This window comes from Actibacterium sp. 188UL27-1 (assembly GCF_016901225.1).
Classification (GTDB): domain Bacteria; phylum Pseudomonadota; class Alphaproteobacteria; order Rhodobacterales; family Rhodobacteraceae; genus 188UL27-1.
The window spans coordinates 22964-40254 of sequence record NZ_JAFEUL010000011.1; the positions used below are offsets into that span (position 1 = coordinate 22964).

The window sequence follows — 17291 nt, forward strand, 5'->3', positions numbered from 1 at the left end:
TCCCTATCGGTGTGTAAATGTTTTTTGAGGTAAATCTCAGGGCGCACCGGATTGATGCAAGCTAAATGTCGCGTCGGCGATGTATTCGCCTGGTTCTCCGTCTTCGGGGGCGGACCAGGAGGTCCAGCCGAGTTGCCCACTTTGACCCAGCTGGGCGGCGGGGCGGTTCGCCTTGGGTAGCGCCAGTTGCAGATCGAAATCAACAGTGTCGCCCAGGTAGAAATGCACCAGATCGGCGAGCCGTTGAAATTGTGGCCCGCCGGGGAGGAAGGTGCGGTAATCCTCTACATCCTCGGTCCGGATCTTGATCAGCGCCTTATCATTGATGGAATAGACGCGGGCGCCAAGATAGGTGTTTTGGCCCAGGCTTGCACCGGATTGGCCCGCGCGGCTGAGATCGCTGTCTTCGAATTCGAGCCAGATACCCTTGCGTTCCTCAATCTCGACCTCGACGCCCAGGATGCCACGCAGGACCTGTTCCAGGCGGGAGGCGGATTTCACACGGCTGCCCAGGACGCCTGCATAGGGCAGCTTAGCAATGTCAGGCACGCCGTCGCGGTCGCGGTAAGGGGACGTGCCGATGCCCACCATGCTGCCGACATATGCGGCAAACCGATCCTCGGCGGGGCGGTCGAACTGGGTGATGGGCCGCGCATCGGCCCAGGCCCGGTAAAAGAGCTGGAGCATCCGCGTGGCGAATATATCGGTGAAGCGAATGAAGCTGTCATCGTTGCGGTCGTTCCAGCGATAGGCCTCGATCGTGGTCAAAAGCGGCAGCGCGCCTTGGGGGCCGAAGAAGCCAAGGAATTTGGAGCGGATCGATGGTGGCTTGCCGTATTCCACGCGGAAATCGCTGATATTGGAGGCCGGGAAATCCAGGAAAGGGTCCTGACCCAGACGCACGATTTCCTGGGCTGTGACGGCCGCCTTGCCTACGCGCGGCTTGTCGGGGGAGGCGCGTTCCAATTCGCGCAAAAGGGCGAAGAGGTCGAACCGGTAGGGCTCCGTCTCCAGCAGGTCTCGGCGGTCCGTCTTCATAGCAGGGGGCCGGTGCCGGAGCGGGGTGGAAAGCGCATGACTTCCCCCCGTTGTTCAGAGATCAGGACGGTTTCGGTAAAGCTGTTGATATGGGTGTAATCAGCAAAGAACCGGTCAAGGACGGCGCCCAGCAGCATGATGCCTGACCCCTCAAAGGCGCGTTCATCGAAGGTAAGTTTCACTTCCGTCCCGCGCGCGGCATGAAAGCCATCATCGCGGCGGAGCGAGCGCGTGATGGGTCGGCTGGCGATGCCGTTAATGCCGCGAAGTTGCCGTTCGGTGACCGAGTCGCTTTGATCGGAGAAAAGCGACAGGATCTCGCGCAGACCGCCTGCGGGGTCGGTTGGGTGGCGGTCCTTGAGGCCCAGATGGTTGAATGAGAGCAGGTTCACCAGCCGCCAGAGAACCTCCCCATGATGGCCAAGGCGGGGATCGGCGCGTTCCATCTCGGCAATGCTTTCGCGCGGGGCGGTGGGGCCGCTGATGCAGCGCAAGGCGACGGTGACGTCGTCGGTCAGGCGGAAATCAACCTCTGACTGGCCGATGGGAAGCTGCGTTACGAGGTGGCGGTTAGAGCACAGCGCGACAACCTGCAGGCGTTGGACGCGTTCTTCATCATCAAGGCCCGCTGGCTCAAAAAGCGACATGTAGGTTTCGGTCCCCACATAGCTGCCGCCAAAGCCAAAGCGGCGCTCCTTTTCGGTCAGGCGTCGGGGCCGATGGCGCGTGGTGAAGTAGAGAGCATCTTGGGGGCGAACCTCCCCGTCGGGCAGGGAGTAGAGCGGGTGGACCTGAACCTTTTTGCGCACGCCCGGGTAGTGGGCTTTGACATCGATGATGCGGTGCAGTTCGTAATTCACGGCAGGCGAGCTGTCGGGGACCACGATGAATTCGTTGAATTTCGGGTCGGGGCGGACGCGGCTGCAGCGTTCTTCGAACAGGTTGATCGCGGGGGCGGCATAGAGGCGGATATTGTCGGGCGTGATCAGGGGGGCGAGTTTGGGCTGAGCCGTGTCGAATTCAATGATCACGTCGAACATCGGCGACGGGATTTGCTTGAGCAGAGCCTGGAGGCCCGTGAGGCGGAAGCCAAGGAATTTTTGCGGCAAGGTGTAGAAATCGCGCAGGAGCGAAAAGCCCTGGAAAACGCGATCGTCCTCGGGGTAGAGGCTTTCGGGCTGATCGAAGCCAATCTGTTGGATGAAATCCGGGGGGCAGCGCAGAAAAACCGGGTCACCGCGCCGGTCGAGATAGCGCAGGGTCACGCGGTTGGTGTTCGAAAAGAGCTGTTCGTACAGCATGATCATATCGGCAGTGTTGCCGGTCAGGTGGATAGGCAGTTCATCACAGCGCACCTCGTTCACCTGGAGGGGTTTTTCGCCTTTCTTTGGCTTTGCCTCGGGATCCGCCGCCTCGTTCGTGGTGCGACGGAAGAGGCGCAGGCGGAGCCCGGCGGAGGTTTCCGGCGAAACCTCGATACCCAGGGATTGGATCGGGCCGGGGCTGGGCAGGTAGGCGGCGCGGTCGATGTCGAAGGGCCAGAGGGTGAGGGGGGCCGATAGGCGAAAGCGGGCGCTGACCCGCTGTTCCCGTTCGACGTATGTGGCGTCCAGATAGGCGCCTGCCGGGAATTTCTCGCCCTTGGCCAGGTCCTTTTCGCTATAATCGGGGGTGGCCTGGACGATCATGGCTGCGGGCGTGGGGGCCAGGTAGTTAGGCAGTAGCTGGTCGAGCAGGGCGCGGGTGAAGGTGCTGAATTCGCTTTGCAATTTCAGCTGGACGCGGGCTGCTAGAAAGGCGCTGCCTTCCAGCAGGCCCGCAAGGCCTGGGTCCAGCTTGTCTTCGGTCAGGCCACCCAGGCGTTCGGCGATCCCTGGATATTCCTCGGCAAATTCGCGGGAGCGTTCGTAAAGAAGGGCGAGTTCCTGGTTATAGGCTTCCAGAAATTCCTTTTTCATTCCGGGGCCGCCAGGTTGGTGAACTTCATCTTGCCAGAGCCTACATCAATCTCGGCGGTGAATTCCATGGGGATATCAAGGGGTTTGCAGGCCATTTCCGCATAGATGTCAAAGACGAGCTTCTGGTTCACGTCATCGAACTCTTCGTGCATGTCGACTTGCATCGTCTCCGGGATGAAACGCGGTTCGCAGTTCAGCAGCGCATCCGACAGACGGCGGGGCAGGTTGGAATATTTCACGTCCTCGCTGGTCATGTTGGACATATCTACCACGCCATAGTTCAAGACGGAGCGGTTGACATAGCTATATTCATCCAGCTTTTGGATCGCATCCAGGTTTATGGTGTTGGCGAGGTGGACCAGATCAATCTCTAGGTTGCGCTTGAGCTGCGCTTCGTTCGCGCCGCGGCGGCGCATGGCAGCGCGTTCCGACAGCACCCGTTCACCATCGCGATATTCCAAACCGTCCGATTTCGTATCTTTGGCCTTATGAGCCTCGCGGAAGGCATACATGATCGGGATTTGCAGCTGTTTTTTGATCTCACGTGCCATGATCCGCATCCGATCCCGGTAAGAAAAAGGCGGGCTGCATAGTGCAGCCCGCCCGAAACCATCGTGCTATCCGCCTGGAAATTCAAGCGGCGCGGCAGGGGCCGCTTAGCTGCCTTCGTTTGTTGCGACGTTGTAGGTCATGCTGCCACCATCGGACAGGATACCGTCGGCTGCCTGAACCATGTACTGGGTCTGGATCTGGCGGAAGTTCAACGAAAAGTTTTCACTGATATAGTCCAGACCGTCAGCCGAACCACCGATCGAGTAGGATGACACGATGCAGTCATTCAGAGTGATCGTGTAGTATTCCTTCAGGCCTTCACCTGTGGATTTGAAGACTTTCAGGACTGCTGTGGCATAGTGGGCACCAAGGCAGACTTTTTTTGCCAAGTCGGAGGATGACTTATCGAGCTTCTTCGACATCATCAGGTCGCCGCACGAGCACTGACCACCGCCACCACCGCCACCGCGGTGGAAGGTGCCCGACTGGTGAAAGTCGAGGCTGTACTGATCAATGTCGATTTTGTTTTCGTAGCCCTTGAGCTGGCTTTCGCCGTTAACGGTGTTCAGGTCCAGGATCATGCTGAGAGCCATGATATTATCTCCTAAGTTTTGCTATGCATATGTTATGACAATTCGAGTGGTCGTGTGGGTTAGCTGCCCGAGGGCAGCCGGGATACCAGGCTCATGCCGATATCCATGCCTTCCATCTGGAAGTGCGGACGTAGAAAGAATTTGCCCATGTAGTAACCCGGATTTTCCTCATCCTCGATCACCTGAATTTCAGCACCGGCGAGTGGCCGACGGGCCTTTGTTTCTTCAGACGAGTTTTGAGGATCACCATCAACATATTGGTTAATCCAGGTCTTCAAATACCGTTCGAGCTGATCTTTCTCCTTCGTCGCACCGATTTGGTCACGTACCATGCATTTCAGGTAGTGGCTGAACCGGGACACAGCGAAGATATAGGGCAAGCGGCTGCTCAGATTATCCGAGGCGGTCGCAAGCTCATCTTGATAGGACTTAGGCGAGTACAGCGTCTGTGCACCGATAAAGGCCGCCTTGTCCGTATTTTTGCGATGGATCAGGCCTATAATACCGGCCTTTGACATCTCTCCCTCGCGGCGGTCGCTTATCGCGATCTCGGTCGGGCATTTCATATCGATCCCACCATCATCGGTCGGAAAGGTATGCGTCGGCAGGTTGATCACCTCACCGCCGGACTGGACGCCGCGAATACGGACGGTCCACCCATGTTCCTTGTGCGCGCGGGCGACGTTAGCGGCCATCGCATAGGCCGCATTCATCCACGCGTATTTTTCGCCAGTATGGCCGTCGGTCTCTTCCTCGAAATTAAAGGCTTCCACCGGCAGGCTGTTCTGACCGTAGGGTTCCCGTGCCAAGACACGGGGGGCCGTGAGTGCGATAAAGCGGGAGTTTTCGCTGTCACGCAAAGACTTCCACCCGGCATAATCTGGAGTTTCCAGAATTGAATTCAGGTCGGCGGGGTTGGTCAACTCATTCCAGCTGTCCATGTTGAACAGACCCGACCCGATTGACGACAGGAACGGCGCACAGGATGCCGCCGCGATCTTACCCATGTCGCGCAGCAAGCGAACATCGGCAGGGCTGTGGTCAAAGTAGAAATCACCGATGAGCGCACCAAACGGCTGGCCTCCAAGTTGACCAAACTCCGACTCATACACTTTCTTAAAGAGCGGGCTTTGGTCCCATTTTGCACCGGGGAAGCGACGCAACTCTTTTTCCAGTTCACCCTTCGAGACGTTCATGACCTTGATCTTCATGGACGTGTCGGGTTCGGAGTTGTTCACGCAATACGCCAAGCCACGCCAAGCGCTTTCGACCTTTTGAAATTCCTCATGGTGGAGGATTTCATTCATCTGTGACGTCAGTTTAGTGTCCAACTTTGAGATCATCTCGTCGATCGTATCGAGGATGTCCGTTTTGATCACAGTGCTATCGGACAGCGCCTCTTTGACCAGAGTGCCGACGGCATTCTCAACTTCGGTGGCCGCGGTCTCGCTGCGTGGTTTGAAATTCTGCTTCAGAAGTGCGGAAAACTCATCGACTTCTGAGATTGCGCCGCCATCGGCAGCTTGGTCCTGTTGGGCTTCGGTGGCCATGTCTGGTCTCTTCCCGTTTTTGTTCCATCAGGCGGCTAGGTCGCCGCGCGGATCAATCAGGCGTCTTCGCCGCCGTCACCGTCTTTTTGTTCGTTCATCAACGCCATCATCTTAGGATCTGCCAGAAGTTGTGCCAACTGATCCTGTGCCGCCGATTTACCATTCATGTAACGCTGCAGATTGGCCAGTTGATCGCGTGCTTCCAGCAACTTCGCCAGCGCTGGCACCTGTTTTGCGATCTCACCAGGGTCAAGATCTTCCATTTTGTGGAAATCGAGCTTGACCGACAGCTTTTCGTCTTCTTCACCCAGTTTGTTAGCAACATTCATGCTGACGCCTGGAGCAACGGCATGCATGAAGTCATCGAAGTTTTCCGTGTCAACGAGCGTAAAATTGCGATCTGCGATGGCATCTTTCTCCACCTCAGACGAATTTCCCGACAGATCAGACATCACGCCCATAACAAATGGCAATTCAATGTTTTTTTCGGCGTCGTAAGGATCGGCATACGCGATCTGAACACGCGGCGGACGATTCCTACGAAGGAACCCTGATGCTGAATCAGATGCCATGTATTTTCTCCCGATCTTTGCTGGGAAGGCCAGCGTGTAACAACTTCGTCAATTCTAATACGCTCAATGTGGTCATCCTATTGGCTGCGGTCAAGACCCCTGTTGAACATGCGCAAAAAGATCGTTGATGATGGCGGAGAAGTCCCTGTTCAAAAAGGTTTTTGCCTTGAACAGAAGGATCGGTACCGGACTGGACGGTTCGGTCTGGCGGAAGAACGCTTCGACATTCGAGATGAGCGCTGCGGCCTGGTCGCGATTTTCGGCCTGCATGGGGTTCGCAGGCGGGGTGTCACTTTCGGTCACATCCGCGTTTCCCGTATCCTCGGACAGCATGCGCATGCGGCCGACTGTCATACGGAACCCTGTTTCCGAGCCAAAGTCGATGCGGGCTTGTTCCGCCACTTCCGGCAACAGTGTTTCAAGTGCGACGATCAGGGGTTTGCCGATCAGCAACCGGGCCTGACGGATCAAAAGCAGCCCTGGGGAGGAGGGTTCGACCCGGGCGAAATAGCCTTCGACGGCTTCCAATGCCGCCCGTGCTTCGCCGTGATTCCCGATAGGGCCAACGGCCACGGGCGGTCCGCCTTGCACCAATGCGGGGCCGTCATCCTCTACCGCAGCATCCCCCTGATCTGCAATCTGTGCATCATCTTGCGCGGCGTCATCCGAGGTGAGGTCCGGTCGTGCTTCCAGGATGAAGGCGATCATATCCGCCAGGATCTTTTCGATATTGTCGGTCTGTGGGGCGAATGGTTGCGCACAGGTCTTGCTGCGCAGGTCAATGGCCTTTATCGCGGCCTGGGCTGCACTGAGCGCCGCAAAGATCTTATCGACTTCAGCAGCGTTTTCAGAAGTTTTCAATGCACCTTGTATGGATCCGGCATCGGCCGGATTTTCCCCCTCGCGGGCATCCTTTTTGCCTGAGGCCACCAAGAAGTCACGATATGTGATCATATCCAACCGTCTGTCGCGCAGCAGCGGCGCATGTTCCAGTGGCATAACGACGGTCGACAGATCATCCAGAAGCTCGAATTGATTGCGCCGCTCTGTGACGTCGCCATCGACAATCCGCGGGTGAACATCTTCCCAGAAGGTTTCGGTCAGCGTGTTACAGGCCTGGATGCATTCGCTAACGCCGACGATATTGCCGCCAAGCGCCTGAAATTTCGCCTCCAGCACCAAAAGTCGCAGGTCCCGGGAGCGATCCAGAAGGGTTGCGATTTCCTTAACCTCTGTCTTGAGATCGATGTCCTTGCGGTCAAAGGGTTGGCCATTGGTCAGAAAACGTTCGGGGATGCGGGCCAGGGCTTCGTAGTAATAATCAAGATATGCGTCGTCCCCTTCGGCATCCAAATCTGGACCACAGGGATGGTCATCGGAAATCGGTTCAAGCAGGGGGTCAAAACGCATCGGGCCGTCCAAAATGATCTATGCCGCCCCGAAAGGGACGGCATATCGGTTGGCCCGTCAAGGCCGGTCTGGGTCCGTCGGGTTTACTGAACGGCGATGCGCAGTTCCACACGGCGATTTTCAGGATCCATCGCATTATCGGTACGTGGCTGGGTTTCCCCCAAACCGATGGCATCCAAGCGGGCAGCGCTCACACCAAGGTCGACCAGATATTGCTGCACCGAAGCGGCCCGCGCTTTTGACAATTGGTCATTGTAGCCGTCGATTCCGCGGGCATCCGTATGCCCTTCGACCACAAAACTGGCATTCTGCAGGCGATCATCCTGCAAAGCGTTTGCAAACACAGCGAGGTTTTCGCGTGCTTCTGCGGTCAGGTCGGCTGAGTCCAACTCAAAGTTGATCAGCATATCCATGCCGTCGGGCTCGGGCGGGGCACATTCCTCTGATGTGCCGATGCAGATACCGCGGCTCAAGCCCAAATTGGCAGATTCGACCATGAAGTCGACAACATCCTCTGCCTTGATCCTGGGCTGCTCTGCGACGACGGGCAGCGCAGTCATAAGTGCGACGGCAGACACGAGAATAACACGGTGCATGAGATTGACCCTTAGTGAAATGAATTACCATTTGTATGTGAATTCGACCAACAAATGTCAAGATTTGAGGCCAAAAACAGAAGGTATGGATCCCCCTACTTGTTGCCGATCGTATCGTCGTAAGCTTTTGCGAAATAAGCCAAAAACACATCAAGCATACCATTTTCATAAGGTTGCGTTTTTGCGTCCCAGCGTTCCACGAACAGTTCCCAGGATTTCGCGTTGCGCGATGAAAATCTGTTGCCTTCGATCTTGTTCTGGATCGCGGTGGGGCTGAGATCCTCCAGCAATCGGCTGATCGCTGGCTGCAGGGCGGCATGCACGGCGAATTGATGCTGTTTGACGTCATCGAATGATGATTGGATCGCCTGACTGCCACGTTGAAAGCCGGGGCGGCCGGGACCGAACATAACCTCAAGTGCTTCGGGGCTTGTCGGGATGAACTTCAGGGGGTTATTGGCGTCGTGGCCAATCATCGTCCGGCTGCCGCTCTTGACCATCTGCTTCGCTTCCGCCCGAACTCGCAACAAACCTGCCAGTTCATCCGCCATGATCCGCAAGGTGGCGCCAAACTCTTGGGCTGCATGTTTCGGATCAACGCCATCCAGCGCGTCAGGGGCCATGCCAGCACTTTCACAAATCGCTGCCAGAATGTCGGTGTCGCCTTTGGTCTCAGGTTTGGTGGCCGACCCTTTGGGAGCTGTCGGCTTGCGAAATGATTCCGCCTTGGGCGGAGGCGTTTTCGGGGGTGGCGCCTTTGCTGATGATGGGGCCATGTCCGGCGGCGCCGTGATCGCGGTCTTTGCAGGCGCTTTGGGCTCGGGTGGCGTAATCATGGGTGGGGCCGTATGTTCCGGTGCGCCAAACGGGGATGGCGGGCTGGCTGGCTGATCCGACAAGGCAGACCTCGCCGATGGCGATGGGCTGTTGGAAAACGGATCTTTTGGCGGCGTCGTCGGTGCCGGGACCGGATCCGCCCTTGGTTCGGGCGGTGCGGGATCGGGGCTTCCGAACGGGCTTTCGGCGTCTTCATCCTGCAGAGGCTCCGAACCGAACGGCGTACCAGAGACGGGCGCATTTGTGACGAATGCGTTGCCCGCATCGGGTCGTTGAACGGCCGGTTCGGCAAATGCAGGTGTGGATATGTGCTGTGATCCGAAATCGGGTTGCGATACGGGCGGTGGCGTTGGATCGAATGCGCCGCCGGGTGCGGCCGCACCGCCAATGGACCAGATATCGGCGCCGGAAGCGGGTGGCGGGAAGCCAGCTGTACCACTCGGCTGCGCCGCGGCCACATCCGCGCCTTCCAGATCAGTCAGAACGACGTAATGACCAATCTGCAGCCGGTCGCCATGTTGCAACTGATGCGGGCTTCGGACCCGCATGGAGCCGCCATTGACGAATGTTCCGTTGGTCGAGACGTCGTATAGCCAGTAATTGCCGCCTTCATACCGAACCTCGATATGACAGCTGGAGACGAACCTGTTGGGGTCTGGCAAGGTCCAGTCCATATTGGTGTCGCGCCCGATCTCAAACCCCGCCCCACTGACGGAATATTCCAGCGGACCGCCGTCGGGCAGGCTGGAAAAATTGTCAATCCGCAAGGTCAGGGTCATGGGCAGGCTACCTTGGGCCGTTCATCTTTTCGCGCATCGAGGCAGCGCGTGAGTTCGGACGGACAGCCGGTTCAGATGATCCGACTGCGACATGAAATGCCAAACGCGCAACGCGATCAGCATCCTACTGTTATGGTGTTCAAGCGGCGGGATGCAAGTCAGTCGGACCATACCCGCCAGCCCGGGCGATGTTCGGGCCGGTTCAGTTGTCCTGACCCAATCGCAGGGCCATGCGCGTGAACCGTCCCAGATGCTCTGCCCGTTCTGACACATCCACACGGGCCAGAACCGATAGAATCCCGGCGTTGACTGCGCGCGCGGTAAGATGCGGGGCAGGCGGAACAGGCGGCATTTCCGGGCCAACCATGGAGCCGCCGGACCAACCCGCCCCCAAGGCGATCCAGACACCTGGCGTCTTTGCCTTGGCATCCATGGCCGTATCTAGCGCATCATAGCGGCTTTCTTCTTCGGGATTGCCCACCCAATCTGCGGCCAGCACCATCATGTCCCGATCATGGTCGTCCAGGGTGTGATCCAGCATCTTGAGGCATTCATGCCCCCACCAGACGGCAAACCGGCGCGGCAGAACATAGGCGCAAAACGTGATGGCCTCTTCAGGGATGTCGCCTTTGACGATCTGGTTGATGAAATCGACCGTGCTGTGGCCATCAGGCCGCGCGGTAATGTCCTCGGTCACCTCAGGGATCTCGTCAAACAACTCCTGCGCCATGGCAAAGCGAAAGTTGCTGCGTGCGGTTGGGGTGGTGGTGGGTGGCCCGACTTGCGTGTTGCTCACATCTCCTCTCCCGCTGGTTAATTGATCTTCACCAAAGCGCCCTGAACGGTCATGAGCGCACTGGCTTTGTGGGTCGACAGCAAACCTTCGGTATTCAACGTGGTCAGCGCCTTCACATCGACCTGGAGCCCTTCGATCTTGACCCCGCTCTGGTCGATCTTGATTTTGTTCATTCCCACTTTCAGCTCAATCGATTGCATGCTTTCAATCGTAATGGCCTGCAGGCCGTTGATATCCGTGGTCTTGGTCACGGTCAGCTTTTCGGCCCCCATGACATCGCTGGTACGGTTTTTGGTGACCTTGTGAGTCTCGGCTCCCTTGATCTGGGTATCGTGGTTGCCACCGATGGTTCGTTTCTCTCCGCCATCGATCAGATAGGTCGAGTTCTTCTCAATATGGTGGGCTTCGTCATTCTTGACCGTGCGGGTCTCGTCATGGCCGATGACCGTGTCGCGGTCATTGTCCACCTCGCGCGTTTCGTTCTGCAGAACCTTGGTCGACATGTCCAACTGGGCGTGCTGCCGGAACAACTCCTCCCCCTTTGTGTCGTCAAAGACCAGTTCGTTATAGCCACCGCCACCAACGGTGCTGTCGGATTTGATGCCGCCCAGGTTCTTTTCGCCCGGCAGGTCATAGGGCGGCATATTGTCGGCATTGTAGACGCAGCCCACAACGAGCGGCTGGTCGGGGTCCCCCTCAATGAAATCGACCACCACCTCCATCCCGATGCGAGGGATGTACATGCTGCCCCATTTGTTACCCGCCCACATCTGTGCGACGCGGCATCGCATGGAATGGGCCCCTGCCAGATCCCAATGAAAGCGGACAAGGATGCGACCGTATTCATCGCAATCGATCTCTTCTCCATCCGCGCCGACCACCCATGCAGTTTGCGGCCCGTGCACGCGCGTTTCCTCGGTTTTGCGGATGGGTGCGAACGGGACCTCTGTCGTCACGAACTCATAATGCCCGACATACACTTCCTTCTGACCACCGGTTGAACCAGATCCATAGGCCTCGGATCGGAAGGAATGATGGGCACGGGCGCACAGATATTCCCTGTCCACCAAGTCATCCTTCAAATGGCCCGTGGCAGTCATCCGCATGCCGGAACATAGCGTGATTATGTTCCCGCTGGCGGAGTGGCGCTTGTCGGCAGAGCGTTCCTGTTCGGTCCGCAGCCGCGCCACATCCTTGCCCTGACCCTCATCCAAATAGGTGCCTGGATAGTCGAAGCTTTCGATCTGCCCGTTTTGGTAGGCAGCATCACCGGTCTGTTCGACCCGCATGTTGGCCGTAGGCGTTTTAAAGTTGTAGCCGGTCATGACGATCTTGCCTGTGGTCAGGTTCCGCTTGGGTGACCAGGCCCAAAAATGCTCTTCATCGCTGCTATGGGCGCCACTGACGGTGCCATAATAGGGGCGGCTACTTCCAAGGATGGCTTCGAAGTTGTCATGGCTGTCGACGAGGGCCATGACATGTTCGCCTTCACCGTGGGCGAAGTAGTAATTTATACCATATTTTTCCATGATGCGGCTGACAAAGGTCAGATCGCTTTCGCGGTATTGCACCGTATATTCCAGAACGGGATAAGTCCGGGTCAGCCGATCCTCAAAAGGACCGCTCCCGTATTCACCAAGGACTTCGGCGATGATTTCGGGAGCGGTTTTTTCGTGGAAAATGCGTTGGTTGCGGCGGCGACTGCCCAGCCAGATCCAAGGTCGCAGGACCAGGCGATAGATATTTCCCGTCTCGCCGACACCGACATATTGCCCGTCAGCCAGGATGCCGTCATACCACTTTTTGTCTTTATAGACATGGGTCAGCTCTACCGAAATATGGTGTCCGATCAGCGCGTCAAAATCGATATCGGGATCGTCGCTGATCGCCTCGATCCGGTATTCGAAAAGATCGTTGATCGCGTCGGTGCCATCGAACCGCAATAGACCCAGCTTGTCTGGGCCCAGCGGCGTGTGCAGGATCCCGAGCCGACCCTGCTGGGAAATATTCAAAGCCATAGCCAGGCGTCTCACTCTTATTTTGTTCAAATTGGTCGAGGGAATGTGTTCGACCGCGTGCGTCAAAAAATAACTTTTGTTACAGTTGCATGGGGGCCTTTTTGTTTCAAGGCCTGTGGATGGAGACAGACTTGTGCCGTCTTTGCTCCATGGCTGCCTTTATTTTGAGCCGTGTACCGAGGCCGTGATACAGATCGCCTCAGGAGGTTGTTGCGCTGCAGCAACACAACCCGTTTCACAAGATATCTAGGCGACCGATTTGGGCATTACACTGCGTTAAGTTGTTGAGGGTCCACGGGGCCGATCATAGGGTGCGGACCAATCGTGCTCGTTGGGAATCCGGGCCTGTTGAGAGGATGGATCGCCATGACCGCCCCCGCCAGCACCTGTCTGGTTGTGCCACATGCCTTGAATGCTGGCATTGATTTTGCCCATGGCTTGAACTCCTTGACATCACCTGTGGCGCTGGCCGCGCTTGCCATCGGTCTATCTGGCACCGGCGCGTTAGCGCAGGCCACCGATACTCTGACTGCGGACTTTGAAAATCCGAGTGGCCAGACCGAAAGCATTGACAGAAATCTGGATGGTGCGGGGTTCAACTATACCAATCGCGGCCGGACCGAGGTCTTTAACGGCAACATCAGCAATGTGGGGACTTACACCAACGCCGAGGACACAACCGCTATTTCTAATGGCACAGGGCCGCGGTCCCTTGAGGCAGGGACGGTCGTCAATCAGGCGGATCTGTTTATCAACGTGCAGGGGCGTGTCACGTCGACTGCCGGGAACATCACCAGCAGCGGCACGATCCGTTTGTCTAACAGTGCCAGCCTGATCAGCCAAGGCAATATCACGCTAGATGTGGGTGGCACCTTGACGGTCCGCGACGTGACCACCCGGCCCAATGGCGCGGTCACGATCACCGCGATTGGTGGCACGGTCACCAATGCAGGGGAGATGGATCTGCTATCCGACACCCAGACCAACGTGAACGGTGCGCTAAATACGACTGCCTCCGGCGAGATCGATATCGCGAATGACGGTGAGCTTAATGTCAGCGATGGGATCCAGAACCAGGGAGATATCACATCGGCCGGAACGATTGGGGCCGATATCCTCAATGACGGCTCCATCACAGCCCAAGGGCGGATCAACGGCGCCATCACCAACCAAAGCAATGGAGAGATTAACGTAAATGCCGCTCTTGCAGGGGTCGCCAGGCTAACCAACAACGATGATGCGATTGTTCGGATCGATGGTGGGACGCTGGATGTGGTTGGCGCGATCCAGAACAATTCCCGGATGATCGTCGATGGTACGGTGTCGGCCACGACCATAACCAATACCGATGTTTTGAATGCCGAAGGTGCGTTTACCGGCAACGTTATCAATACTGGTGCTGGGGCGCGGATGACGGTTACCGGCAACCTGACCCAAGAGGGCACTATTGAGATCGGCAACAACACTTTCCTCGATGTCTCGGGTGGCAATTACACCGAGGCGCGGTCCCTGACCAACCGGGGGACCGTAACGCTCACCAATAATCGTAGGTTTGAGGCGACCACGATAAGCAATCAAGGCGCAGGCCGTGTTACGGTTGAGACGGATTCAACCCTGCAGGCTGATACAATTACCAATGGCGGTAGAATCACCAGCACTGGCACGATTGCCGGTGACCTGACCGTCAACACGACAGGAATTTTGACCGCCAGCGGCACAATTGATGGGGATGTGACCAGCGCGGGCGCTTCAGTTGCGTTGGGCGCCTTGGATGTCGATGGGGATGTATTGATCAGCGGTGGGACTTTTGATGTTGCCGCCGATGCGGATCCCAACACCACTGACCGCACCGACGTGAGTGGTACTGTGACCAATGGCGCGACATTGCGGGTCAATGCGGATACCGAGTTGGAAGCGACCGACGTCATCAACCAAAGCGACGGGACATTGACATCCGCTGGCACGATTGATGCGGATGTGAGCAATCAGGGGGCGGCGACGTTACAAAATCGGATTGAAGGCGATCTGAATAATTCCGGTGATGGGGTGGTGACACTTTCCGACGATCTGGAGGTGACATTGGATGTCGACAACCAGACGGCCGGCCGGATCGTTGTTGGCACCAACACATTGATCACACGCAGCCTGACGAACGGGTCCGGCGCAGAGGTCACCAGCGATGCGGGCGGCGGTCTTGTGCCTCCCGGCGATATCGACGTGGCAGGCGCGATCGTCAATGCGGGCACCATCACCAGCAACGGCATCTTGTCTGGGAGCCGTTTGGATAATTCCGGCCAGGTCACGACGGGCGCAAATGCCGCCACATTCACTGGCGTCTTGGATAATAATTCAGGCGGTACGTTCACCCAGGGCACGGGCACCACAACAGCGGCTAGCATCACCAATGACGGCGACGTGGTCATCAATGGTGGACTATTGGATATCGCAGGCACTGTTACCAATGACGGTAATATCGACGTCAATTCCGGTGAATTGGAGGCGAACCGGCTGGCGGTGGACGGGACGGGTACGGTCGACGTGGCCACGGGTGGCACTCTGGATATCAATACAATTGTCAATGCGGGGCGCATCACCTCGCTTGGGACATTGGACGGGGTAATCACCAATAACGGAACGCTTTCGGCAGCGGGAACCGTCACTGGCAATATCCGGAACAATGATACGTTTACAGTCAGTGGCCCGCTGGCCGCGACCCCGTCGATCAATCTAACCAATCTCGGTACGTCCAACATTAACAGCGCATTTACTGGGCTGGGTGACATTACTAATTCCGGCGACATCACGGTGGCCAATGGCGTGGCGCTGGGCGCAGTCCGGTTTCGGTCCACGGATGGCACGGTCAGCTTGGGGACGGGGGCTCAACTGAACATTTCGGGGCCAACCTTCAGCAACACCGATGACGGGGAAGTTGCGCTTGGATCAAATGCGGCCATCAACCATGCTGGCACGGTGCGCAATACCGGCCTCATCAGCGTAACGGGGAGCGGCGCGAGGATCAATTCCGCCACCAATGTCATCAACAACAACAATGGATTTATCGATATCGGGGCGACAGGGGCGGGCAGTGCGGCGCTCAACGGTGATGTCACCAACAGCAATGGGACGATCCGCGTCGGTCGGGGCGGGTCAAGTACTGTTACGATCAATGGCAATCTGAACAACAACAATGGCGTTGTCGGTCTTATCGCCGGCCGTGGGGAGGCCGGGGACCGACTCGTGGTCAACGGCAATATGAGCAGCGCCGGAACATATCGATTTGACGTCGACCTGCAAAGCCGCACCGCTGACGTCCTGACCTTGAACGGGACCGTCACAGGTGGTCAGGTGGCGTTGGAGTTCAACCTTGGTGGTCAGGAACCAGGATTGTTCGGTACCCCGATCACCGTCGTCAATGGCACCGGTGCCAACCTCGCGAATTTCACATACAACGAAGCGGTCTTTGACAACCCGCTGGTCACCTATTCCCTGCAAAGCCAAGGCAGCAGCCTGGTTCTTGCCAACGTCGTCGATCCTGCGATTGGTGCGTTGTCGGGCAGTTTTGCGCTGGTCCAGGGTTTGATCGGATCGGTCATCAACCGGCCCTCCAGCCCATTCGTGTCTGGCTTGGCATTCGAGGATGATGATCCCTGTGGCAGTGGGACCTGGACGCGCGCGCTTGGTGGCTCTGCCACGGCGACGGGCGACACGAATAGCGGCGGTGTTGTCTTGCCCGCGACGGTTGACGCGACATTCGGAGGCCTGCAGGTCGGTTATGATTTCGGGTGTTTCAATGCAGCGTCGGGTGGCTGGGATCTGGCCGGGGGCGGTGTGATCGGGTTTAATGCCGGATCGACCGAACAGGAAAACTTTGAGTTCGATACACAGAACTTTGTGTTCACGGACCGGGTGGAAAGCGTCACCAGATCCGATTTCAGCCAGACTTCGGTTGGTGCCTATGTCGCCTTTGCCCGGGACCGGTTCAACGGCGACGTTCAACTGCGGTTCGACCGGACGGAATTTGAATTTGACAACCCCGACATTGATTTGCGTGGAGCGGAGACGACCAGCGACTCCGTCACCCTGTCCTCCAGCCTAAGCTACACCGTCCCGCTTTCAGATACCTGGACGATTGTGCCAACGGGTGGCTTTGGCCTGACATGGAGCCAGACAGACCCGATTGCCTTTACTGACGAAACGGGTCAGCAGACTGGACGCTTGAACATTGATGATCATCTGACGGCCATCGGATTTGCGGGCGTGACTGTGGCAAACACGACTGTCCGGCCCAGCGGTGACAGTGCGTTCAACCGGTTTGCGACTGCGACGGTTTATTACGACTTCTCGGATGAGCGCGACACGTCATTCACCCAGTTCGATGCTGCCGGTAATCCGATCCCCGGCGAGGCGCCTTTCGCCAGTGAGAACCTGGGAACCTTTGGCGAGGTGTCGCTGGGGCTGAGTTACATCCGGATATTGGATGGTCAATTCGGCAGCGCCAAACAGCTGAACGCCTCCATCCGGCTTGATACGCGCTTTTCCGAACGGATCGATGCCGTCAGTCTGACCGCGCAAGCGCGTTTCCAGTTTTGAAG

General features: G+C 57.3%; 12 protein-coding genes. 1 reads left to right on the forward strand and 11 read right to left on the reverse strand.

Features of this window, described 5'->3' with window-relative positions; genetic code table 11:
* Nucleotides 1-36: 36 nt before the first annotated feature.
* The 11 genes from tssG to IU397_RS14690 form a co-directional block, all read right to left on the reverse strand.
* Nucleotides 37-1038 carry a type VI secretion system baseplate subunit TssG gene (gene tssG / locus IU397_RS14640; protein WP_204415065.1) on the reverse strand — a complete coding sequence of 334 codons (1002 nt, stop codon included), beginning with the start codon at nucleotides 1036-1038 and terminating at the stop codon, nucleotides 37-39.
* On the reverse strand, nucleotides 1035-2996 hold the full coding sequence (tssF, locus tag IU397_RS14645; RefSeq protein ID WP_204415069.1) for a type VI secretion system baseplate subunit TssF: 1962 nt from the start codon (nucleotides 2994-2996) through the stop codon (nucleotides 1035-1037). Before tssF ends, tssG begins: the two co-directional genes overlap by 4 nt.
* The gene (locus tag IU397_RS14650) at nucleotides 2993-3547 is read right to left on the reverse strand and encodes a type VI secretion system baseplate subunit TssE (RefSeq protein ID WP_204415071.1); all 555 of its coding nucleotides are present in this window, start codon (nucleotides 3545-3547) and stop codon (nucleotides 2993-2995) included. Before IU397_RS14650 ends, tssF begins: the two co-directional genes overlap by 4 nt.
* Before the next feature lie 105 nt (nucleotides 3548-3652).
* On the reverse strand, nucleotides 3653-4141 hold the full coding sequence (locus tag IU397_RS14655; protein ID WP_204415073.1) for a type VI secretion system tube protein Hcp: 489 nt from the start codon (nucleotides 4139-4141) through the stop codon (nucleotides 3653-3655).
* Nucleotides 4142-4200: 59 nt separating this feature from the next.
* A complete protein-coding gene (gene tssC, locus IU397_RS14660) occupies nucleotides 4201-5691 on the reverse strand; it encodes a type VI secretion system contractile sheath large subunit (protein WP_204415080.1) in 1491 nt (496 codons plus the stop codon).
* Nucleotides 5692-5747: 56 nt separating this feature from the next.
* Nucleotides 5748-6263, reverse strand: a complete 516-nt coding sequence (gene tssB, locus IU397_RS14665) for a type VI secretion system contractile sheath small subunit (RefSeq protein ID WP_204415087.1) — start codon at nucleotides 6261-6263, stop codon at nucleotides 5748-5750.
* Between the two features lie 90 nt (nucleotides 6264-6353).
* Complete coding sequence (locus IU397_RS14670) at nucleotides 6354-7673, reverse strand: ImpA family type VI secretion system protein (RefSeq protein ID WP_204415096.1); 1320 nt, start codon at nucleotides 7671-7673, stop codon at nucleotides 6354-6356.
* 83 nt (nucleotides 7674-7756) lie between these two features.
* Nucleotides 7757-8269 carry an OmpA family protein gene (locus IU397_RS14675; protein ID WP_204415098.1) on the reverse strand — a complete coding sequence of 171 codons (513 nt, stop codon included), beginning with the start codon at nucleotides 8267-8269 and terminating at the stop codon, nucleotides 7757-7759.
* Nucleotides 8270-8364: 95 nt separating this feature from the next.
* The gene (gene tagH / locus IU397_RS14680) at nucleotides 8365-9885 is read right to left on the reverse strand and encodes a type VI secretion system-associated FHA domain protein TagH (protein WP_204415105.1); all 1521 of its coding nucleotides are present in this window, start codon (nucleotides 9883-9885) and stop codon (nucleotides 8365-8367) included.
* Nucleotides 9886-10087: 202 nt separating this feature from the next.
* On the reverse strand, nucleotides 10088-10681 hold the full coding sequence (locus IU397_RS14685; RefSeq protein ID WP_204415107.1) for a hypothetical protein: 594 nt from the start codon (nucleotides 10679-10681) through the stop codon (nucleotides 10088-10090).
* Nucleotides 10682-10698: 17 nt separating this feature from the next.
* On the reverse strand, nucleotides 10699-12699 hold the full coding sequence (locus tag IU397_RS14690; protein ID WP_204415115.1) for a type VI secretion system Vgr family protein: 2001 nt from the start codon (nucleotides 12697-12699) through the stop codon (nucleotides 10699-10701).
* 366 nt (nucleotides 12700-13065) lie between these two features.
* Here IU397_RS14690 and IU397_RS14695 point away from each other — a divergent pair, with 366 nt between their 5' ends.
* On the forward strand, nucleotides 13066-17289 hold the full coding sequence (locus tag IU397_RS14695; protein WP_204415117.1) for an S-layer family protein: 4224 nt from the start codon (nucleotides 13066-13068) through the stop codon (nucleotides 17287-17289).
* The last annotated feature ends 2 nt before the right edge of the window (nucleotides 17290-17291 follow it).